Origin of the sequence: Enterococcus sp. DIV0170 (assembly GCF_051710765.1) — a bacterium.
GTDB lineage: Bacteria > Bacillota > Bacilli > Lactobacillales > Enterococcaceae > Enterococcus_A > Enterococcus_A raffinosus.
Genome location: NZ_JBIOLG010000001.1, coordinates 2,537,421 through 2,558,400 on the forward strand (window position 1 = coordinate 2,537,421; position 20,980 = coordinate 2,558,400).

A 20,980-nucleotide genomic window follows, 5' to 3' on the forward strand; every position below is an offset into this window, starting at 1 on the left:
CTAAAACTGTATCTTTTACTTCTGTCTATGGTTAAAATGAAAACTGTCAACCTGACTATCATACACAGGAAACAGGGAAAATGGCAACTATTGTTTTAGTAAAAGTTCACCGTCTTTCATTTGATACACATTATCGCTCCATTGCGTCATTCGTTCATCATGAGTAACCATCACAATTGCCTTGTTGCGTTCGTGGGCTTCTTTTGCTAATAGTTTTACAACATCATAGGCGTGGTCTGAATCTAGGCTGGCAGTTGGCTCATCCGCTAAAATTAATTGAGGATCATTGAATAGTGAACGAGCAATAGCTACTCGCTGACGTTCGCCCCCAGATAAAGCTTTCGGATATTGTTCACGCAACTCCCAAATATCCAAGGATTTTAACAGTTCTTCGATTTTAGCTGCATTTTTTTCCTTTTCAATTTTTTCTACTAATTGAAATTGCTCCTTCACCTTTAAAAAAGGAATTAGGTTCGAGCTTTGTAAAATAAAACCAATTTCCTTAAAACGGGCTTTAGATCGTTGCTTTTCATTCATTTGACTAAAGTCTGCACCATTAATCGTAATCTTTCCTTCTGTTGGTGTTTGAAGGCCTCCCGCGATTGTTAAAAATGTACTTTTCCCTGAACCTGAAGGACCGATGACACTAACAAACTCGCCTTGTGCCACATTGAAATCTACCTTCTTTAACGCTGTCACTTCTGTATGACCTTGTCCAAATTTTTTCACGATTTTTTCCATCATTAAAACATCATTCATCTTATTCCCCTCCAATCGCCGTTACTGGATCAACCTTGGTAACCGTGCGCATTGAGAACAATCCACCGATCATCGCAACGACTACCAAAATTAAGCTATAAAGCATCCATTCTGTCCAGTGAACCGCAAACGGCATTGCACTTGGCAAAGCCAAACTCGTCAATACACTTAATCCTACCGCGATCGCTACTCCGATCACACCAACTAAAAAGGCCTGCGCTAAGATCGAACGAACCAAATAACTTGTCGCCACTCCTTGAGCCTTCATTACGCCAAAGATGGCCGTTTTTTGCAACGTGATTACATACATAAATATACCAATGATCGCTGTCACGACAACGAATAGGAAATAGATCATCGTATTTAATGTCAATTTTTCTGGGGTATATCCTGGGATATTTTCAATAAACGTCTCAGGTGTCATTTTGTCTAATTTTGTTTGTCCCGATGGATTCGCAATAGATGTCTTGCCCTTTGTCGCTATCAAACTGATGGGCTCATTTCCTGTTGGCTGAGATCCATATTTCAATGTTTTGAATGCTGCTTGATTCAAATAAATTACTGGTGCAAGTGTATAGGTTGTTTCTTTTGTCACGCCGACGATTTTCAGAGTTTGATCATTTACTTTTATCTTTTGATTTAATTTGTATCCTTCAGACAAAAGATTTTCTGATACGATCGCTTCATCATTGGCTTTATATAGTCGGCCCTTTATAACTTTTGGTACGACAAATGCGTTACTTGCTGTACCAAAGATTGAAACGTTGGTCTTTTCCCCACCGCTCTTCTTTTCTACAGCTGTAGAATAAATCCCGATTCCTGATTTTTCTTTCGCTGTTACTCGTTTAGTATCTGTTTTTTGTAACTGGGAAGCATTAGCAATTTTATTGCTGTCCTCTGATAATATGATAGAGGATGCCCCCCAATCATCTATGGCTGTTCGATTTCCATCTGCTAAACCGTTGGCCAATCCTGACAACATGAACACCACATAGCCCACTAAAATCATGATCCCAACAATCAAGCCATATCTTAATTTCGCATAGCGAATTTCTTTCCACGCTAAAAACATATCATTCACCCTTTCTGACAACAGAATACTCTTCCGGTGACAAAATGTCACCGATTTTGCTCATATGCTATACTATAGAAAAAAGTACCGAAGAATTGTCAGGGAGGTAGCCCATGCCGAAAAAAACTTTTCTAAACTTACCGGAAACACGACAAGCGGAAATTCGTGATTTGCTATTGACCATTTTTTACGAAAAACCCGTTAGCCAAGTAAAAGTCAGCGAAATTGTGACGGCACTGCAAATGTCACGAGGGATTTTTTATAAATATTTTGAAGACTTAAATGATGCTTATGATTACTTGATTCACTACTATGCCGGGCAAATCCATGGAGAGATCATCGACTATATGACACGACAAGAGGGAGATTTTTTCCAAGGAATTGAAGCCTTTCTGCTGCTGTACGTTGACTTGGATACACGTACTACGCGCTATCGTCAATTAGTCCTTTTAGCACAAAACAGCTATCTATTTTCCTATCGCCCAGAAGCCGACCATGGAGTTGAAGCGTGGGAGGACTTGCTGCAAAAAAATCACTTTGACATGCCGTCACCAGAGGAACAAATTAGTTTCTTATATTTTTCCATGAAACTTGTGATTGACTCATTAACAGACATGTTGGCCAATCAATGGGGAGAGGACGAATTGCTGAGGGATTTTCATTTTAAAACACGTTGGCTCCTAGAAGGCATCAAAAAACGCTGAAGCGAACTTCAGCGTTTTCTCAAAATTAATTCAAAGTGTGTTCAAAAGTTGACGAAACCAGCCTTTTGAGCACTTTTTACTTGTATTTATTAGTAATACTGATGATTTTTCTCCTGCAACTGCTGCTTAAGCAGACTTAAAAATGCTGCCTTCGACATTTGCTTAACCGTGTTACTACCATGCTTACGAACTGCGAAAGTATCCTCCGTTAACTCCTTATCCCCAATGACTAAAATATAAGGAATTTTTCGTAACTCAGCTTCGCGGATTTTTTTACCTAGCTTCTCGTTTCTCAGATCCTTCTCCACACGAATCCCGGCTGCATGAAACTCTTGGAACAATTCCTCTACTCCTGATTCATGAGTTTGTGCGACACTGATTAGGGCTACTTGTTTTGGTGCCAACCAAAACGGAAAGGCGCCAGCATAGTGTTCAATTAAAATTCCTAAGAAACGATCCAATGAACCAAAGACCGCTCGATGAATCATTACAGGCTGTGCCTCCTGATTGTTCTCATCTACATAAGTCAAATCAAATTTTTCCGGCATTTGAAAATCCAATTGTACTGTCGCACATTGATGGCTGCGATTCAAAGCATCCTTGATATGGATATCGATTTTCGGCCCATAAAATGTACCGTCTCCCTCATTTATATTGTACTTATAGCCGAGGTCAGTTAGTACTTTTCCTAGAGAAGCTTCAGCTTCATCCCATAATTCGATCTCGCCCATGAAATCATCGGGACGCGTTGATAACTCTACTCCATATTCAAAACCAAATATTTTGTATACTTCATCAATGATTTTTAATGCCAAGGCAATTTCTTGCTCGATTTGATTTCTTCGAACAAAGATGTGCGCATCATCTTGACAGAAGGTCCGAACCCGCAGCAACCCGTTTAAAGCCCCACTGAATTCGTGACGGTGAACTTGACCAAATTCAGCCATGCGCATCGGTAAATCGCGATAAGATCGTTTGCGATCCTTATAGATTAAGCAATGTCCCGGACAATTCATCGGCTTCAAGGCATAATCCTCATCTGCGACTTTTGTGAAATACATATTATTTTTATAATGATCCCAATGTCCTGAACGCTCCCATAATCGCTGATTCAGGATCAACGGTGTCTTAACCTCTTTATAATCATACTTCGCCTGCAGCTCCCGCAAAAATTTCTGTAATTCATTGCGAATAGTTAAGCCATTTTCTAAATAGAAAGGCATTCCTGGCGCTTCTTCTGAGAACATAAATAGATCGAGTTCTTTTCCCAACTTTTGATGGCTGCGTTTTTCAGATTCTTCTAAGTATTCTAAGTGAGCTAAAAGCTGTGCCTTTTCAGAAAAAACAACGCCCGTAACACGCTGGAGCATCTCGTTCTCTGGATTTCCTTGCCAGTAAGCACCTGAGACTTTTAAAAGAGAAAAATATTTAGCCATCGGCAAGTCTAAAGCAGCCGGTTCCAGAAAATATTCCGTCACGTTGCCAAAGGAATAGACAAAGACCACTTGTTCAGCATCCAATTCTTCTAATGCTGAGAGCTTTAGTTCATTGTCCTTAAAAACTTCCTTCGCTTCTGAAACAGTCATTCTCGCACTTTTAATAGTTCTATTTGTTTTTATTTCCTTCTTGATATGGTGCTCGAGATCCTTCAAGATTAGTGCGCTTAGCGGTTGTTTCACTCGCAGATCGACCCAAATCGTCTGTTCTTCTCGATGGGCTTTTGCAAAGAGCGCCTCTGGATAGCACGCTTTTATCGCTTCCTGTAGTAAAAGACTGACCAATTGACAAATGGCCGTTGTCCCCTCGTTTGAAGCACAATCATAAAAAGCCAGCTCGGCGTTTTCACTGACTGGAGTTGATAAGTCAACAAGCTCGCCATCAATACTGCCAACGACCGCTTCTTCCATCAATTGATTTTTTATCTCGAACAATGTGATGCCTTTTGCCACCTTTTGTTTACTTCCATCTGGTAAAACAATCTCGACTTCCTTTGACATCCAACTCAACTCCGATCCGCATTTTCAATAAATAATACTGATTGCTGCCTTTTCCTTTTAATTTTAACAAAAGGGCTGAAGGGTTTTCAATAAAAAAACGCCCCTATAAATAGGGACGTGAATAAACGTGTTACCACCCAAGTTCCCAAAAAGTTTCCACTTTTTGGCTCGTAAGATACATAACGGGTATCCGCCGGACCGTTTTCGGTCACTCAAAGGGAGTAATTTGTTTCGCTCAATCAGAAGCTTCCAGCCATGACTTCTTTCTCTTAGAGTGAGCGTGGAAACAAATTTTGTCCTTCTCATTGCATTCAACTATTGATTAAAGCATAGACTTGCGTCAAATTTTTGTCAACGCTTTTCTTCTGGATTTATTCATTCGACTTCAGTGCATCAATCATATTGATATGCCGTAAGCGAAAATGAGTAGCAACCATTACGATCACTGAAAAGAGAATCGTTAATCCACCTGCTAAAAGATAGGCACCTGCACGAATGACCAGTGGAAAAGTGATCGTTTCCATCGACGCCTGATCTAAAATAAACTTCGTTAAGATAATTCCTAGACCATAGCCAAATAGGATTCCCAATATGGTGAAAACAAAGTTCTCCCGAAATATATATGACGTTACTTCTCGATCGTAAAACCCTAATACTTTGATCGTAGAAAGTTCTCGTAAACGTTCCGATACATTAATGTTCGTCAAGTTATACAATACGATGAAAGCCAATAACCCTGACAAAACCACAAAGATCCAAACGATTCCATCCAAATTATCCATAGAGTGTTCTTGTGTTTCAATCTGAGTAGAAATGAAGGAAGTATTGGTCACTTGTTCTGAATTCAGCAGTGTCTTTGACAGGTCCTCTTCTTCTGATTTGGACATTTTTTTACTCTTTAATAGATAACTGTTCACAGCAAAGCTTGTTCCACGAACTTTTTGGTAATAGTCTTTTGAAAGGTACAAGAAATTCCCTAGATAATTGTCGCTGATGTTCGCGATTCGAATCTTGAAAGGCTGCTGATCCTCATCATAGACTGTCAGACTATCCCCTTTTTTCAGCTCAAATAACTCGGCTATTTTTTGTGTGATTACTGCGCCTTCTTCTGGTAAAGTAAATTTCTTTCCTTGCTGTTTTAAATGAAGATATTGATCAAACACTTTACGAGACTCTGGTACCATCATAGTCAATTTTTGATTGGCCTGTCCTTTTTGTTTTAATTCCACCGTTTGATTCATCATTCCCAAGTGACTGGTGATTTTTTCCTTATCCGTGAAAATCTTCTCAATCGCAGCCCGATCTGGCTGATCCTTTAGTGTCACGATTGCATCGTAATCAATGATTGGACCAAATTGCTTATCCCCAACCGAACTCAAGGAGTCCTTTAGGCCGACGCCTGCAACCATCAAGGCCGCACACCCAGCGATACCGATCACTGCCATGATCATGCGTGATTTGTAACGAAACAGATTTCGATAGCTCACCTTTGAATTAAAGCTCATCCGAGACCAAATTGGCGTGATTCGTTCTAGAAAAATTCGTTTGCCTGGTTTCGGTGCCTTTGGTTGTAATAATTCCGCTGGTTTTTCATGGAGTTCCCGCATAAGTACAAGCAGCGCTGCACCTAAACTAGCAAACAGAAAAGCAATGGTCGCCTGGATAATCGGTCTTGATAAATAAAAGGCCTCCACACCTGGAAAATTGTAACGATCACTTGAAAGCTCAAAAACAAGTCGAGGCAAGGTATGTGTGCCGATCACCGAACCTAGAACGATACCGATAATCGCAGCCGATAAGGCGTAAATAATATATTTGATGGCTATTTCAAAGCGGGAATACCCAAGTGCCTTCAACGTACCGATTTCTCGACGATTTTCCTCTACCATCCGCGTCATTGTTGTAAAAGTGATCAAAGCAGCGATAAAAAAGAAGAAGACTGGAAAAACATTTGCAATCGCCGCAATTCGCTCCGAAAGGTCACCATACTCTTGAAACCCAGGATTCTCAGCCCGTTGGTCAAAAGTATAGCTGGGGGTTTTCAAATCGTGGATCGCTTGTTCATTCTCACGAATTTTTTTCTGTGCAGAAAGTAATTGTTCGCGGTTATTGTCCAGCTCTTTTTGCTGGTTTTCGAGTGCGGTTTGCGCCTGTGCCAACTGAGGACTTTCCGTTCCTATCATGGCCTGCTGCTGTTCTAATTGATCTTTAGCTTGATCGATTTCCTTTTGACCCTCAGCTAATTTTGCCAAGCTGTCAGCCACTTCATTTTTCTTTGGAAGTAATTCAGCTTGAGCCTCTTCTCTAATTTCGGTAGCTCGTTCTTCTGGTCGATCCTTGAAGAGTTTTTCGCTTGCCGCAATGTTTTTATCCATTGTTTGTTCATAGGCTGACCCATAGGTTTCTTTCCCCTGTACATTCTTAAAACGCACATAGATAACTGCTTTTATTTCACTAGAGAAATTGCTTTCCGGTAAGTAAGCAAAAAAATCAACATTTCCCTTGCCTACATTCGATAGCCCTCGTTCTTCTGTGCTTATATACATCGGAGACTGAACAAAGCCGACAATTTTAAACGTTTTTCGTTTTAATTGATCCGGCTGATCAATTTTATAGGTCTGATTCAGACGGTAGCCCTCTTCCTTGGCTTTCTCATCTAAGACAATTTCATTTTCTTTTTTAGGCAGATGACCTGATTTTACGATCAACTGGTTTTGCTGACTCTTTTTATTGTAGGAATAAAGCTTAACTACCTGATTCTTTTTGCTATCCGCGTAAAAAAGCTGATAGCCACTCTCCACCTCTGCATCTGGAATCTCTGCTGCTACTTCCTCATCCTTCTTGGTTAGCCCACCTGTAGAAACAATCTGAAGATTGGAGAGTTCTTGCTTATCCACAAATTGACTAGCCGAATGATTCAGGATCGGCCCCGTCGCCTTGATTCCCACATATAGTAATGTCCCTAGTAAAATAATTAGAACAATCGCGATAAATCGTCCTTTGGAATAAACGATTTCACGTAAGCTTGCCTTTAAATACGTCTTATTTTTCATCTACCTGCTCCTGCTTTTTTATCCATTACATTCTAACACAAAACGTTTTCATGCCTGCTATAAAAAAATTGATACAAAAAAACGCTGCACTTTTTCAATGCAACGTTTTTAATAAAAATTCGTTTTATTACATGTTTAGTTTTTAAATGAATGAATAGGTGCGGGAATACGTCCACCACGGGCAATAAAGTCCTCAGAAGCGGCAGCATTGACAGCCATAACAGGCGCTCTCCCTAACAGCCCGCCGAATTCTACCATTTCACCAATTTCTTTGCCCTTTGCCGGAATAATTCGGACGGCGGTCGTTTTATGGTTAATGACACCAATCGCCGCCTCATCGGCGATCATCGCTGCGATGCTGCTAGCCGGTGTAGATCCAGGGATGGCAATCATGTCTAATCCAACAGAACAAATCGCGGTCATCGCCTCTAGCTTTTCAATCGACAGTGACCCATTATTAACGGCATCAATCATTCCTGCATCTTCAGATACTGGAATAAATGCGCCAGACAATCCGCCAACGTGATTGCAGGCCATGACTCCGCCTTTTTTCACTGCGTCATTCAGCAATGCCAAAGCTGCCGTCGTGCCATGTGTTCCGACAGTTTCTAGTCCCATCTCTTCTAGTACATGGGCAACCGAATCTCCTACAGCAGGTGTTGGTGCTAAAGATAAGTCAACAATACCAAATGGAACTTCTAACCGTTCTGAGGCGATCTTACCAACCATTTGCCCCATCCGAGTGATTTTGAATGCCGTTTGCTTCACTACTTCAGCGACAACGTCGAAGGATTCGCCCTTCACTTTTTCCAATGCGCGTTTCACTACTCCTGGACCGCTGACACCAACATTGATGACACAATCAGCCTCTCCAACCCCGTGGAAAGCGCCAGCCATGAAGGGATTGTCTTCCACCGCATTGGCAAAAATAACTAGCTTGGCACAGCCTAAATCAGAAGCCTCAGCCGTTTCTTTAACAATACGACCAGTATGTGCAACAGCATCCATATTGATCCCAGCTCTTGTTGAACCGATATTAACCGAAGCGCAGACAAAATCTGTCTCTGCTAACGCTTGAGGAATCGAATCAATCAAAATCTTATCTCCATGCTGATAGCCTTTTTCAACTAAAGCGGAGAAACCGCCTAAGAAGTTTACACCAACAGCTTTTGCTGCTTTATCTAATGTTTTAGCAAATTTCACATAATCTGTATCTGGCGTCGCAGCGGCAATAATACCGATAGGTGTAACCGAAATACGTTTGTTGATAATGGGAATCCCATATTCTGCTTCAATCGATTCGCCGACTTTTACAAGGTCCTTTGCTTTCGTCGTAATTTTTTGATAGATTTTTTCACAGGCGCGATCACTGTCGCTATCAATACAATCCAATAATGATATCCCCATGGTAATCGTCCGAATATCTAGATTTTCTTCTTCGATCATTCGAATCGTTTCCAGTATTTGATTGGTTTCCACAAAGAGCCCTCCTTATAATTTATGCATCGTGTCAAAAATTTCTTGATTTTGAATACTGATCTTCACACCCAATGATTGACCTAACTCATGAAGTTGTTCACGAGCTCCTTCAAAATCTACGGTAGCATTGGTTAGGTCTACTAACATCATCATTGTGAAATAGTCCCCCATAATTGTTTGAGAAACATCAAGAATATTAATTTTTTGTTCTGCTAATTTTTGACTGACACCAGCGACGATGCCAACCTTGTCTTTTCCGATAACCGTTACTACGCCACGCATTTGCATAACTCCCTTCTCAGATAATTGTTTCTCATTATAGCACAGTGATGGCAAAACGATTAGAATTTTATGAATCAAATCGATTTTTTTTACCCAAACGTTCGTGTTTTGCGAGTTCCACTTTGTGCTTTTAGCACGATTAGTGGCATCGTATGCGTACGAAGATTTCTTGAATTTTTACGTTAGAAAAATTCAATCCTTACTTGTGAGCTAGCTGCCAGTCCTACTTTTCACAGTTTGCTTGAATCGAAATCAAATGATATGTCATAAGTATTATTCAAGAGGATATCTAGTTGGATGGTAGGCGTATGAAGATTCCTCGATTTTTTACGTCAGAAAAAATCGGACTTTACATATGAACTAGTTGCGAGTTCCACTTCGTGTCTTTAGCACGATTAGTGGCATCGTATGCGTACGAAGATCCCTTGTATTTTTACGTTAGAAAAATTCAATCCTTACTTGTGAGCTAGCTGCCAGTCCGACTTTTCGCAGTTTATTTGTACTGAGACGAAGGAACTCAAAACGATTCCTCAACTTTCCAGCTAACGGTTCATTCTTTACTTCTCGACACATTTTTTCTATGATAGATTCAGCCATGCTCTTTCATGGAAAATGACGAGGAAGTTTTCTCGTCCTAGGAGGTTTTAACATGGAACTTTTTGAAACAATGCTTCAACATTCATCGGTTCGTTCTTTTACTCAAGAACCGCTATCTCAAGAGTTAAAAAAAGAATTGATCTTAGCCGCACAAAGCGCCAGCAGCTCCAATTTTCTGCAAGCCTTCTCGATAATTGAAATCACGGATGCAGAAAAAAGAAAGGTAATCGAACAAATTGCTAAGTTCCCCGTCGATAATGGCGACAAAGGAGAGCTTTTTATTTTTGTCGCCGATTTAAATAAGCATGCACAGGTATTAGCGTTAAACAATGATTCCGCAGAATACCTTCGGACGATGGAATCTTTGGTGGTTTCAGTCGTTGATGCTACTTTAGCTGCCCAATCAATGGCCGTTTACGCTGAATCATCCGGTCTAGGAATCTGCTATGTTGGCGGCATTCGAAACAATTTATTCCAAATGAAGGAATTATTGGAACTACCCGAATTAACCTATCCTGTTTTTGGGATGTTCGTTGGCTACCCAGCTAAAAAAAATGAGGTAAAACCGCGGCTACCACTCGATGCAGTCCTTGGCGAAAACACCTATCAGGTATTGAATGCTGACAAGATCAATCGCTACAATGAGGAGACGGCAGCATATTATCACCAGCGCAACAGCAACACACAAGAAACGAATTGGTCGGAAAAGGTTCGTCAGCATTTTGACTCTCCACGACGTTCAGATACTCTTGAATTTCTAAAAAAACAAGGTTTCGTCTTTTAAGCGAAACCTTGTTTTTTCTTACTCTGTTGGTATAACGGCAATAGCACGGACATTAAAGCCTGGTGCATCTTTGACTTTTGGAACTCCGATGATGATCGCGCCACCGACAGCTGGAAGTTCAGTCAGTCGATTCAATACTTCGACTTGAAATTTATCCTGCTGCAGCCAATATAGCTCACCGATCAGCCCAGCATTTTTCGTGCAATCAATAGCAGCATCCGTATCTAATGTTTCATGACCAATCGCGGTCACATTTCGTTCTTCGTGTAAAAATTTCAGTGCTTCTAATGACCAGCCTGGCGTATGTGCTTGCCCATCTTGATCGACATTGTAGAACGTTTCTGGATCTTGCCAACGTTTCGACCAGCCGCTGGCAAATGCGACAAAGCTATCTGCTGGAATCTCTCCATGTTCCTCTTCGAACTGCTTAATGTCTTCAACGGATAGAATATAATCGGAGTTTTTTTCAACTTCTTTTTCTTTGTTGATCACAATGAGCGGTAGCATAAAATCTTTGATCGGCAGCTGATCCACCGACACACGTTCCTCAACAAAATGCACGGGTGCATCAATATGAGTTCCGTATTGAGTAACCAGTTGATACTCCTTCGCAAAAAAGCCATCTTCCTTTACTGTAACCAACGTTTTTTCTCGCATTGGCTGAAACGATTGAAAATAAGGAATCCCGCCATAAATATTGTGACTTAAATCAACCCATTGTTGCTGTTTTAGAAAGGCAATACTGTTTGTAATCTCACTCATACTATTCCTCCTGTCATTAGAACGCTTTCATTTTTATTCTAACGATACCGAGAAAAGATTCCCCTGTCAAATCACTGTTTATTAAAAGAAAAAGGCGTTGTGACAAAAATTGTCACAACACCCTTATGATTACTCATTTACTAATACAATTTTTCCTTTGGCATGATGAGTCGCACTTAATTCATGTGCTTCCGTCACTCCTTCGGCTGTAAGAGGATACGTATGGCCAACGATACTCTTCACTTTGCCCTCTGTCATCAAATCCGCAATTTCTTGCAATTGCTTACCATCGGGTTGAAGCCAGATACTTTCAGCCACAGCAACATTTTTAGCCAATTCTTCATCCGGTGCACCAACGATCGAAATTAAACGACCATCCGAATTCAACACCTTAAAGCTGTCTTTTTGAACATCTCCCCCCATTGTATCAAAAACCAAGTCGATGTCTTCCAAGACTTCTGAAAAATCAGTCGTATGGTAATCAATCACTTGATCGGCGCCTAGCTCCTTAAGTAGTTCATGGTTTTTCATACTTGCTGTGGTAATAACGGTTGCTCCAGCATTTTTGGCTAATTGAATTGCATAGATTCCTACACCGCCGGCTCCAGCGTGAATCAGAACCTTTTCACCTGCTTTTAATTTTCCATGGGTAAATAATGCTTGATAAGCAGTTAATCCAGCTAACGGCACCGCCGCTGCTTCTTCAAAAGAGATTGAATCAGGCTTCTTCGCTAATAAATGATCATCTACAATTGTGTAATCTGCATATGTACCGAAACGAGTCGTTTCTGGGCGAGCAAAAACTTCTTGTCCTATGTGCCAATCCTTAACCTCTGAACCAACTTCAACGATTTCACCCGCAACATCCCAACCTAAAGTAATCGGAAAATCCCAAGGCATCATTTGAGCCAGATAGCCTTCACGTAATTTCCAATCAATCGGATTGACGGATGTCGCCTTAACTTTAACTAGTACTTGATGTTCGCCTAATTCAGGCAAAGTGATTTGACTTTCTTTCAATTGGTCCGCATGACCGTATTCTTCTATTACAACTGCGCGTGTTTCCATTCGTGCATCCCTCCATATCGAACCATTATAGAAGCTTGAACGAAAATTCGGAAATGATTTGCTTTAATCAAAAAAGTGAGACGCTAGCAGATAATCGATTTGGTATTTTTCTGCCAATTTTTTTAAATAAAGCAACGCCTGATCATCCGTTTCAGTCATTTGATCCAAAAGGGTAAAAAAATGCTGCCTTTCTTCTGGGGTTGCAACCTTTTTGAAATAGCCCCAGACATGCTCGTAAGCGTTTCGCTGGGCCTTTAAATTAATCGGCAGATTTTGTACGGTATTTAGGTGTTGATAAAATTGTTTGTTTTTTTCTTCTGACCATTGATTCCCAGAAAAAAGCTGCCGCAGCGCCAGATATTCTTTTTGGGAACGCGCCATAACGAAATATTTCCATCGGGCCCATTCTTTTTGACGATCCTGCATTTTCTTCACCTCATTTTTAACATCATACTCACTAACGGTAGGAATGATCTAAATGAATTATTACATAAATCTGAATAAAAGCGTGTGTTGAATGCTCTTGGCTGTATCTAGCTCTTCCTGATATGCGACAAAAAGACTGCAGAACTCTGTCTGCAGCCTCAATGATTTATCTTCTTTTATAAATCAGCGATTGTTGTTCCTTCACCGAAGATAGCTTCCCAATCCCCAGTAAAATCTGTTACAGCTTGTGCGATGGATGGCATAGCCAAAGCTTGTTGAATGATATCTACACCCATTGTGGCTGCTTGACTGCCATTTTCTAAAGCGGCATTGACTTGTCCAACGTTTTTAAAGCTGGCTGCCAAAATTTTTGTCTCGCTCTTTGTACGAGCAATCTCCTCTGCCATTTCAAAAATGGCTTCCCGAGGATCAATATTCAGATTTTCCATCCGGTTAAAATACGGCGCAATATAATCAGCACCTGCTGCAATGGCTAAATAAGCCTGAAATTTTGTATAGATAGCCGTAGCGGTAACGTTAATCCCGCGACGTTTCAATTCTTTAATGGCTTTTAATCCTGGTTCATTCACAGGGATTTTGATAAATACTTTTTGATCGATATTCGCTAAGATTGTTTCAGCGTCCTTGATGATGCCCTCATAGTCTGTTGCAACGACTTGTACGTGCAACGAACGATGGTCTCCAATAATCCCACGAATATCTTTCATATGTTGGAAGAAATCAATTTTTCCTTCCTTCTTTACGATTGACGGATTTGAAGTGACGCCTGCGATGGGCAACATATCAGCAAATTTTTTAATATCAGCAATATTAGCTGTGTCTAGCATAAATTCCATGATTAAAACTCCCTTGCTTATTTTATAAATCAAGCATAGCATCTTCAAGAACCTTTTTCTGCCCTCATCCAACAAAAAAAGCGAAAAGCTTTTCATCAAGCCTTTCGCTAAGGAATTTTTTTAGCAATTGCACAAATGTGCACGTCTGAAAAAAGAGCTACTTTCGTTGATGCACACGTAAAATTTCCTGTGCTGTCTCCTGATCCGTGATCAAGGTTTTAAGATAGCCTTTTTCCAGCAAAGGGGCAATCGAACGAGCCTTCGAAATCCCTCGCGCAATTCCCACAGATTGAGGAACGTTGGCTAACTCCTCTAAAGTCAGACCGATTGTCCGCTGATTCAATGTGCCATTCAATCGCTTGCCGTAGGCATCATAAAAACGACAGCAGCAGTCTCCTACTGCTTCCCGCAACTTTAATTCTTCATAGTCTGCAGCTGACAATAAGTCTCGCCATTGACTCTTGTGATAGCTCAAAGGACCACCAATTCCAACAATAACAAAATCCAACCGTTTCCAATACTCCTTCAAATCGTGGAAATACTTCGAATGAAAGATTCCCTCCGCCAGCTCCTTGGTTTCTTGGATCACAGTAGCATTGACGAACAAGCTGGTTCCATTCAATTTTCGAGCCAACTCATAAACCAGCGTATTGACATGATACCGTGAATTGATATGGCTCGGCCCACCGACAACAGGAACGACAGAAACGTTCGATAGCTGCTTGGCGTCAATTTTATTTATCGCTCTGCCGACACTCGCTCCCCAAGACAACCCGATGACCATCTCGTCTGTTAATTGCCGGCGGATCCATGCGCTAGCAGCCTCAGCCAGCTGTTCTTCTTTTGCCTCTTCATTGGCATCATTTTCAGTTGGAATAAGCTCGACAGCTGTCAATCCAAAGGTTTGCTTGAATTTCTCCTCCAGTTCAAACAAGCTTGCATCAAAATGGTTGATCTTGATCTCCACGATCCCTTGTTTCTTAGCCTGACTGAGCATTCGACTGACCGTTGTCCGATAGATCGCTAATTCTTTTGCAATTTGTGCTTGTGTCAGCTCTTGTTCATAATACATATAAGCGATTTTTGCTAGTAGCTTTTTCTTATCTTCCTTCATCCATTCATCCTCCCGCCGAAATCTCTATCTCTATTCTAACAAACGATCATTTACTGCGTTCCACAAAGCGTGTATCATTAATAATTAATCAAACAAGACTGCTCTCTAAGCAGCCTGTCTGGAAAATTGGCTTCTTAGAGAACAGATAGATCACAAGAACATCAAATACCTTTCATTATGAAATCCTTGTTTGATTCATAGCCTTAAGGAGGAAACTAAATGTCTGTAGAAGCCGTAAAAGAATATTTTTCATACTATGGAATCGCTGAGCGTATCCAAGAATTCCCCGTATCTAGCGCCACTGTTGAATTGGCTGCACAAGCACTGAATTGCGCGCCAGAGCGTATCGCCAAAACCCTGTCCTTTAAATTGAAAAAAGCCGACAAAAGTCTCTTGATCGTCGCTGCCGGTGACGCAAAGATTGACAACGCCAAATACAAAGCCGCCTTTGGTGAACGAGCGTTAATGCTGAAAGCCGATGAAGTAGAGGCGATTATCGGACATCCAGTTGGCGGAGTTTGTCCCTTTGGAATCAATCCCGGAATCGAGGTTTATTTAGATGAATCGCTAAAACGCTTCGAAAGCGTATATCCTGCCTGTGGGGATTCCAACAACGCCATCGAATTGACTATACCAGAATTAGAAAAATACACGCATTTTAAACAGTGGGTAGATGTTTGTAAAAACTGGGAATAAAACGAGACAGGCTGTCTGTCTCGTTTTTTATATGACTCCCTGTTCAAGAATACGGCAGTCCATTAAATATGTTTCTAAGACACTCTTTAACTCAGCTTGATTAACAACAGTATCCTCTTTGAATTGATAACCCACTAGTAACGCCTGCGTTGTTTCTTCGGTGATCATTCCTCGTGTTGAATCAGATGTTGGACTACCGAACGGCCCATCCCCATCTTCTAATACTAAAAGATTTTCGATATTGACGGATTTATTGCCGATTCCAGCATAGCGAGCCTCGGGGGCTCCCACCGTCAAGTGGATCGAATCTGTTACTTTTTCAAGATCGTAGGCACCAAAGGGAAGTTTCCACTTTAATGAAAAATAGTTATTCAAATCAACAAGAGCATTGATCTGATACAAGCCCTTTTGCTGAACAATTCGCCGCCACAAGCTGTCCGAAGAGGGGCGGAAACGCGCGGGATCTTTTCCCAAGGCACGGTACACTTTTTTTGTCGCAAGAATTTGAGGGTCTTCTTTAATACCGTCTAGGGTGTCTTCTTCTTCGATCTTTTGAATCAACGGATTCAGTAATTCCTGCCAGATCCCTTCATTATGGGCTTCATTCTTAAACTCAATCACACTATACGCCAATGAGACACCTGCTTCTTTTACTTTTGGATCAATTGTAAGCTGCATGTTCTTCCCTCCATAGGATTCTTCTTTTCTTTCAGTTTAAACGATTTGATTGCAAAGCAAAAGCTTACTTATTCTCGTAGGTCTTCGTTATAATGAAGATATGCAATAGTAAATAAGGTTCCAACAAAAATATCGTTTATTGAAAAGAGGAGATACTATGAAACTTACTTATCATGGTCACTCAGTGCTATCAGTTGTTATGAAAGACGGTCAAAAGCTATTGTTCGATCCATTTATAACAGGAAATTCTTTGACCGATTTACCTGCGGAGGATGTTGAGACTGATTGGATCCTGGTGACCCACGGACACAGCGATCATATCGGTGATATGATCCCAATCGCTAAACGTAATGACGCGACGATTATCAGTATCGTAGAGATCTGCAACTTCGCTGAAAAAAATGGAGTGAAAAAGACTCACGGCATGAATATCGGCGGGAAATATGATTTTCCCTTTGGACGAGTAAAAATGGTCCACGCTCAACATAGCTCAGGCTATGAAGTGGACGGTCAAACACTATATATGGGAGAACCCGCCGGTTTTATTTTGCAAGCAGAAGGAAAGACCATCTATCATGCAGGCGATACCTCAAACTTTGGAGATATGGCTTTATTTGGTGAAGCCTTTGACATCGACATCGCCTTTCTGCCAATCGGAGATAATTTTACGATGGGACCTCACGAAGCCGCTAGTGCCGCGAAACGCTTACGGGCGAAACAGGTCGTACCGATTCATTACAATACCTTCCCAGTCATCAAACAGGACCCGGAAGCCTTTGTACAGCTGTTGCCGAAAAATGTCGGAAAAGTTATGCGCGTTGGAGAAACGATCGAGATTTAATTGCGGGACTGTGGACGAATCTTCGTTCACAGTCTTTTTTTGGCTGTTCTTGTTTCCATCAATTCTGCTACAATGAATAGACAGCAAACGAATGGAAAGGAGTTGCCTATGTTAAATTTTGAAAGTGACTATTTAGAAGGCGCGCATGAAAAGATTCTTCAGCGCATGCTTGAAACAAATGAGGAGAAGCTAAGCGGCTATGGTCGTGACAAGTACTCTGCTTCGGCAGTCGAAAAAATTCGCCAAGCCTGTCTTTGTCCTGAAGCAGATGTTTTCTTCATCGCTGGCGGTACGATGACCAATGCACTAGTGATCGCTTCTTTATTAAAGAAGATCGAAGGGGTCATCGCACCTGAGACAGGTCATATCACTACCCATGAGACTGGTGCCATTGAGTTCTCCGGACATAAAGTCTTAAGTCTCCCTCAAACAGATGGTAAAATTTCCGCTCGGCAAATCCGGGCATATCTTGAGCAATTTTGGACAGATGACAATCGAGCGTTCATGGTTTTTCCAGGAATGGTCTATTTGTCTCATCCAACAGAATACGGCACCCTTTACTCCAAAGAGGAATTGAAAGCTATTTCTGAAGTATGTCGTGAATACAAGATTCCTCTTTTTATGGACGGCGCGCGCTTGGGCTATGGTCTGGCTAGTCCTGAATCTGATTTGACTCTGCCATTGATTGCGGAATACTGCGATGTCTTTTATATTGGCGGAACTAAGGTAGGGGCCTTTTTAGGAGAGGCGATCGTCTTCACAAAAAATAATTTGCCAGAATATTTTATCGCTCACATGAAACAGCAAGGAGCGCTTTTGGCGAAAGGACGTCTCTTGGGACTTCAATTCGATACGTTATTCACAGACCAGTTATATTTTGAGATTAGTGAACATGCTATCGCTATGGCGATGAAGTTAAAAAAAGGGTTGCATGATAAAAAGTATCGCTTCTATTTAGACTCGCCCACCAATCAACAATTCGTCATTTTAGAGAATAGTCAAATGGATGAACTAAAAAAAGAGGTGGCCTTTAGTTTCTGGGAGCAATACGATGACACTCATACCGTCATTCGCTTTGCGACAAGCTGGGCAACGAAGGAAGAAGACGTTGACGCGTTATTAGCATTGCTATAACAAAAAGGCGGATCAAACTCGATCCGCCTTTTTTGCTTCAGCTATAGACTGATTAACCGATAGGTCAAACAGGCCACGTAGCATTCATAACTTTCAGAAAAACGCATGACATTGTAGCCTAACGCCTCACTGATTTTTTTGATTCGATATTTCACTGTATTTTTATGGATAAATAATTGTTCACTGCAAACTTGAAAATCCGCCCCAGCATCCAATAAAAAGCTGCACAATGTCATAAGCTGTTCCTTACTCTCCATGATCGGTGCCAGCACACTGAGTGTCTCTTCCACTTCTGCCTCGCCAGCTTGAATCAGCTTACTGGCATGAGCAACTTGCCGAATCTCGCTGATAGAAAAACTTTTCTTTCCGTGAAACAGCCGTGGAAGCTGCAAAGCCACCCTATTGACCAATTGATACGTCATTCGTACATCCGTAGTATTCCGCAGCCGCGGACATAAGACGATGCTATCGATCATTTCCTGATAGGGACTGGTTTGCAGATAAGCTTCTCCTAGCTCAAGCTCAGAATCATTGTGGCAATAGTTTCCCAATAAAACAATTAATTGATCATCCATCAATTGTGCTACACAGGTCTTATAATATTTCGACGCATAGGTCAGAATATCTTCTTTTAATTTTTTTTCTTCCCTGAGATCATTCAATTGCAGTAGCCACATCAAACCAATTCCCTTAACGTCAATCTTCAAATGATTGGCTAAGCGATACATCTTCTCACTTTCATCATTTAAAATGGCCTGTACTAACGCATATTCACTGACTTCTCCGTGCTTTTTGCCCCAGAGGTTCATTGCCACCTGCAGCAGCTCCACTGATTGCGCACATTCTGCTTCTGTCAGGAGGTCATGCTCCTTCAAAAGATAAAAGCGCAGCATCCCATTTTCTTTGTGGTACAGTTCTTTATAAAAGATGGCGAAATCATTTTTCTGAACCTGCTGACCATCATCCACCACAACACGACGCAGCAGCCGCTCTAAATCAACAGAGGAATTTCGCGGCCATTTGATTTGATTAATGACTTCATTGTCAGGATTTGTCAAAATAATATTGGTCCGCAGAAGATCGGAAAGCAGCTTCAATGTCACCTCTACTGTACGCAAATGCTCCGGTAATAAGGAAATTTTCTCCAAAACCTCATTTACGATATTTTCTGTTGGACGCTCTTTTAAAATTCGAGCCATCACTTCTACGATGACTTCACTGTAGCGAATCTGATTTTGATTTTTTGGCATCTGGATAATTACAAAATCCAATTCCTCCGCTGTTTTTATTACTTCCGGCGAGAGCCTCGGAACAACGATTCCTACGTAATAAAGAATAATTCCCAGCTCGCCCATTTTATGTAACCGACAAATTGTCTCACACTGTTTTGCTATGTCGTCTTTGATGTCAAAAAAAGATGTCAGCATCAACTCTCCTGAATGGTATTCATTGGTTTCAAGTAGATCCGCACAGTCATTCATATCCGAAATATCCAAGAAAGACAAAGATGTGACTGTCTGATTTAAACAATTTGACCCACTCATTAATTGAGCATCACGCAAAGAAGGTAAACCCAACAGCTCTTTTAATTTTGCACCCAAATTTTCCCCTCCTTAAAATTTTCACATCAAATTTTATTTTTCTTCTAACCTTAGCAGATTCACTTTTCCTTGTCTATCCATTTTTCTTCAAAAAAGGCAGATTATTTCTTAAATAATTAAAAAAAGAGATGAACAGACGTCCATCTCCATTTATCTTATTTAATCGCTGTATCAGATTCGACGATTTTCCCGACGATGCCGTAGTCTTTTGCTTCTTCGGCTGAAAGCCAGAAATTACGATCAGTATCCTTTTCGATCTGTTCCAATGTTTGACCCGTTGCTTTGGCGATCAGTTTATTGACACGTTTACGCATACGTAAAATTTCTTTAGCTTCGATTTGAATTTCAGTCGACTGTCCCTGAACACCGCCAGCAGGCTGATGAATCATGTAACGGGTATTGGGTAAGCTATAGCGGTTTTTCTTGTCCGCCGCCAAATAAATGGTGATCCCAGCACTAGCAACCCAGCCGGTTCCGATCATTTTTACTTTTGGTTTGATAAAGCGAATCACGTCATGAATCGTATCTCCAGATTCTACATGACCACCTTGGCTGTTGATGAACATTGTAATCGGCTCATCATTGATGGCAGATAAATATAGTAGTTGCTCTGTCACTGTCTTCGCCAATTCTTGAGTAATCTCTCCGTAAATCAAAATTGTCCGTTGATTCAATAGTTTTAACAGCATTGGATTTTTTTCTTCCATTTTTTCAGTTGCTTCTTCGGCAAATAATTCGTTCATATAAAGTACCTCCTCGATGTCTAATCGTTTCTCGTGATTCTAGTATAGCCAAAAAGCGGGAGAAATGATAGAAAGAGCAACTATTCCGACTTGTTTTGTCACAATAATGCTCATTTTCCCCGATCAGTTATGGTACACTCTCTCCTAGAAACGGTTTTTAGTGGCACTATTTTATTTTTTGTGGGATGATAAATCGTATTTTATGAATAGAAGGGGGATCTTCGTGACCTATCGAAATAAGCCTCCATCATCAGCTGCTCCGTTGAGATAATTTATACAAGGACGTCCGTTCTGCTTTTCACAGTCAGCTATGTGTGTATACCATTTTTCTTT

Annotated in this window: 19 protein-coding genes; 5 read left to right on the top strand and 14 right to left on the bottom strand. The window is 41.0% G+C overall.

All coding sequences use genetic code 11. The annotated features are described in order from the left end of the window. Window positions 1-87: 87 nt before the first annotated feature. Both IGI50_RS12250 and IGI50_RS12255 read right to left on the bottom strand, forming a co-directional pair. On the bottom strand, window positions 88-759 hold the full coding sequence (locus IGI50_RS12250; protein WP_438777095.1) for an ABC transporter ATP-binding protein: 672 nt from the start codon (window positions 757-759) through the stop codon (window positions 88-90). A 1-nt stretch (window position 760) separates the two neighbouring features. Then, complete coding sequence (locus IGI50_RS12255) at window positions 761-1,831, bottom strand: ABC transporter permease (RefSeq protein ID WP_438777096.1); 1,071 nt, start codon at window positions 1,829-1,831, stop codon at window positions 761-763. 113 nt (window positions 1,832-1,944) lie between these two features. On the opposite strand from IGI50_RS12255, the gene IGI50_RS12260 reads away from it, so the two are divergent. Next, window positions 1,945-2,535, top strand: a complete 591-nt coding sequence (locus IGI50_RS12260; RefSeq protein WP_438777097.1) for a TetR/AcrR family transcriptional regulator — start codon at window positions 1,945-1,947, stop codon at window positions 2,533-2,535. Between the two features lie 89 nt (window positions 2,536-2,624). On the opposite strand, the gene thrS is transcribed toward IGI50_RS12260, so the two are convergent. The 4 genes from thrS to IGI50_RS12280 all read right to left on the bottom strand — a co-directional run bounded on the left by thrS (window position 2,625) and on the right by IGI50_RS12280 (window position 9,346). After that, on the bottom strand, window positions 2,625-4,532 hold the full coding sequence (gene thrS, locus IGI50_RS12265) for a threonine--tRNA ligase (protein WP_438777098.1): 1,908 nt from the start codon (window positions 4,530-4,532) through the stop codon (window positions 2,625-2,627). 371 nt (window positions 4,533-4,903) lie between these two features. Continuing rightward, window positions 4,904-7,585, bottom strand: a complete 2,682-nt coding sequence (locus IGI50_RS12270; protein ID WP_438777099.1) for an FtsX-like permease family protein — start codon at window positions 7,583-7,585, stop codon at window positions 4,904-4,906. Window positions 7,586-7,720: 135 nt separating this feature from the next. After that, window positions 7,721-9,064, bottom strand: a complete 1,344-nt coding sequence (locus tag IGI50_RS12275; protein WP_010745596.1) for a PFL family protein — start codon at window positions 9,062-9,064, stop codon at window positions 7,721-7,723. Window positions 9,065-9,076: 12 nt separating this feature from the next. After that, on the bottom strand, window positions 9,077-9,346 hold the full coding sequence (locus tag IGI50_RS12280) for an ACT domain-containing protein (RefSeq protein WP_010745595.1): 270 nt from the start codon (window positions 9,344-9,346) through the stop codon (window positions 9,077-9,079). Window positions 9,347-9,995: 649 nt separating this feature from the next. Here IGI50_RS12280 and nfsA point away from each other — a divergent pair. Further along, window positions 9,996-10,727 carry an oxygen-insensitive NADPH nitroreductase gene (nfsA, locus tag IGI50_RS12285; RefSeq protein WP_438777100.1) on the top strand — a complete coding sequence of 244 codons (732 nt, stop codon included), beginning with the start codon at window positions 9,996-9,998 and terminating at the stop codon, window positions 10,725-10,727. Window positions 10,728-10,745: 18 nt separating this feature from the next. On the opposite strand, the gene IGI50_RS12290 is transcribed toward nfsA, so the two are convergent. From IGI50_RS12290 to IGI50_RS12310, 5 genes are all read right to left on the bottom strand, one after another. Then, the gene (locus IGI50_RS12290) at window positions 10,746-11,489 is read right to left on the bottom strand and encodes a cyclase family protein (protein ID WP_438777101.1); all 744 of its coding nucleotides are present in this window, start codon (window positions 11,487-11,489) and stop codon (window positions 10,746-10,748) included. A 129-nt stretch (window positions 11,490-11,618) separates the two neighbouring features. Next, window positions 11,619-12,557: an NADP-dependent oxidoreductase gene (locus IGI50_RS12295; RefSeq protein WP_438777102.1), complete on the bottom strand. Its 939-nt coding sequence runs from the start codon at window positions 12,555-12,557 to the stop codon at window positions 11,619-11,621. A 63-nt stretch (window positions 12,558-12,620) separates the two neighbouring features. Next, complete coding sequence (locus IGI50_RS12300; RefSeq protein WP_438777103.1) at window positions 12,621-12,983, bottom strand: YbgA family protein; 363 nt, start codon at window positions 12,981-12,983, stop codon at window positions 12,621-12,623. A gap of 176 nt (window positions 12,984-13,159) precedes the next feature. Beyond that, on the bottom strand, window positions 13,160-13,840 hold the full coding sequence (locus tag IGI50_RS12305; protein WP_438777104.1) for a fructose-6-phosphate aldolase: 681 nt from the start codon (window positions 13,838-13,840) through the stop codon (window positions 13,160-13,162). A gap of 157 nt (window positions 13,841-13,997) precedes the next feature. Then, window positions 13,998-14,954, bottom strand: coding sequence for a sugar-binding transcriptional regulator (locus tag IGI50_RS12310; RefSeq protein ID WP_438777105.1), 957 nt, complete (start codon window positions 14,952-14,954; stop codon window positions 13,998-14,000). A 219-nt stretch (window positions 14,955-15,173) separates the two neighbouring features. On the opposite strand from IGI50_RS12310, the gene IGI50_RS12315 reads away from it, so the two are divergent. Further along, on the top strand, window positions 15,174-15,650 hold the full coding sequence (locus tag IGI50_RS12315) for a YbaK/EbsC family protein (RefSeq protein ID WP_438777106.1): 477 nt from the start codon (window positions 15,174-15,176) through the stop codon (window positions 15,648-15,650). A 27-nt stretch (window positions 15,651-15,677) separates the two neighbouring features. Here the strand turns inward: IGI50_RS12315 and IGI50_RS12320 are convergent, their stop codons facing one another. Next, a complete protein-coding gene (locus tag IGI50_RS12320) occupies window positions 15,678-16,328 on the bottom strand; it encodes a B3/B4 domain-containing protein (protein WP_438777107.1) in 651 nt (216 codons plus the stop codon). Between the two features lie 157 nt (window positions 16,329-16,485). Between IGI50_RS12320 and IGI50_RS12325 the strand changes: the two genes are divergently transcribed. After that, window positions 16,486-17,169: a metal-dependent hydrolase gene (locus IGI50_RS12325; RefSeq protein WP_438777108.1), complete on the top strand. Its 684-nt coding sequence runs from the start codon at window positions 16,486-16,488 to the stop codon at window positions 17,167-17,169. A 108-nt stretch (window positions 17,170-17,277) separates the two neighbouring features. Then, a complete protein-coding gene (locus IGI50_RS12330; RefSeq protein ID WP_438777109.1) occupies window positions 17,278-18,303 on the top strand; it encodes a threonine aldolase family protein in 1,026 nt (341 codons plus the stop codon). A 41-nt stretch (window positions 18,304-18,344) separates the two neighbouring features. Here the strand turns inward: IGI50_RS12330 and IGI50_RS12335 are convergent, their stop codons facing one another. Together IGI50_RS12335 and IGI50_RS12340 are read right to left on the bottom strand one after the other, a co-directional pair. Then, a complete protein-coding gene (locus IGI50_RS12335) occupies window positions 18,345-19,904 on the bottom strand; it encodes a PucR family transcriptional regulator (protein WP_438777110.1) in 1,560 nt (519 codons plus the stop codon). Window positions 19,905-20,059: 155 nt separating this feature from the next. Next, window positions 20,060-20,647, bottom strand: a complete 588-nt coding sequence (locus IGI50_RS12340; RefSeq protein ID WP_010745583.1) for an ATP-dependent Clp protease proteolytic subunit — start codon at window positions 20,645-20,647, stop codon at window positions 20,060-20,062. Window positions 20,648-20,980: the final 333 nt, after the last annotated feature.

Bases quoted from the DNA above. Each gene is read 5' to 3' on its own strand.
- IGI50_RS12250 (WP_438777095.1), bottom strand. From the start codon at position 759: ATGAATGATGTTTTAATGATGGAAAAAATCGTGAAAAAATTTGGACAA.
- IGI50_RS12255 (WP_438777096.1), bottom strand. From the start codon at position 1,831: ATGTTTTTAGCGTGGAAAGAAATTCGCTATGCGAAATTAAGATATGGC.
- IGI50_RS12260 (WP_438777097.1), top strand. From the start codon at position 1,945: ATGCCGAAAAAAACTTTTCTAAACTTACCGGAAACACGACAAGCGGAA.
- thrS (WP_438777098.1), bottom strand. From the start codon at position 4,532: ATGTCAAAGGAAGTCGAGATTGTTTTACCAGATGGAAGTAAACAAAAG.
- IGI50_RS12270 (WP_438777099.1), bottom strand. From the start codon at position 7,585: ATGAAAAATAAGACGTATTTAAAGGCAAGCTTACGTGAAATCGTTTAT.
- IGI50_RS12280 (WP_010745595.1), bottom strand. From the start codon at position 9,346: ATGCGTGGCGTAGTAACGGTTATCGGAAAAGACAAGGTTGGCATCGTC.
- nfsA (WP_438777100.1), top strand. From the start codon at position 9,996: ATGGAACTTTTTGAAACAATGCTTCAACATTCATCGGTTCGTTCTTTT.
- IGI50_RS12290 (WP_438777101.1), bottom strand. From the start codon at position 11,489: ATGAGTGAGATTACAAACAGTATTGCCTTTCTAAAACAGCAACAATGG.
- IGI50_RS12295 (WP_438777102.1), bottom strand. From the start codon at position 12,557: ATGGAAACACGCGCAGTTGTAATAGAAGAATACGGTCATGCGGACCAA.
- IGI50_RS12300 (WP_438777103.1), bottom strand. From the start codon at position 12,983: ATGCAGGATCGTCAAAAAGAATGGGCCCGATGGAAATATTTCGTTATG.
- IGI50_RS12305 (WP_438777104.1), bottom strand. From the start codon at position 13,840: ATGGAATTTATGCTAGACACAGCTAATATTGCTGATATTAAAAAATTT.
- IGI50_RS12310 (WP_438777105.1), bottom strand. From the start codon at position 14,954: ATGAAGGAAGATAAGAAAAAGCTACTAGCAAAAATCGCTTATATGTAT.
- IGI50_RS12315 (WP_438777106.1), top strand. From the start codon at position 15,174: ATGTCTGTAGAAGCCGTAAAAGAATATTTTTCATACTATGGAATCGCT.
- IGI50_RS12320 (WP_438777107.1), bottom strand. From the start codon at position 16,328: ATGCAGCTTACAATTGATCCAAAAGTAAAAGAAGCAGGTGTCTCATTG.
- IGI50_RS12325 (WP_438777108.1), top strand. From the start codon at position 16,486: ATGAAACTTACTTATCATGGTCACTCAGTGCTATCAGTTGTTATGAAA.
- IGI50_RS12330 (WP_438777109.1), top strand. From the start codon at position 17,278: ATGTTAAATTTTGAAAGTGACTATTTAGAAGGCGCGCATGAAAAGATT.
- IGI50_RS12340 (WP_010745583.1), bottom strand. From the start codon at position 20,647: ATGAACGAATTATTTGCCGAAGAAGCAACTGAAAAAATGGAAGAAAAA.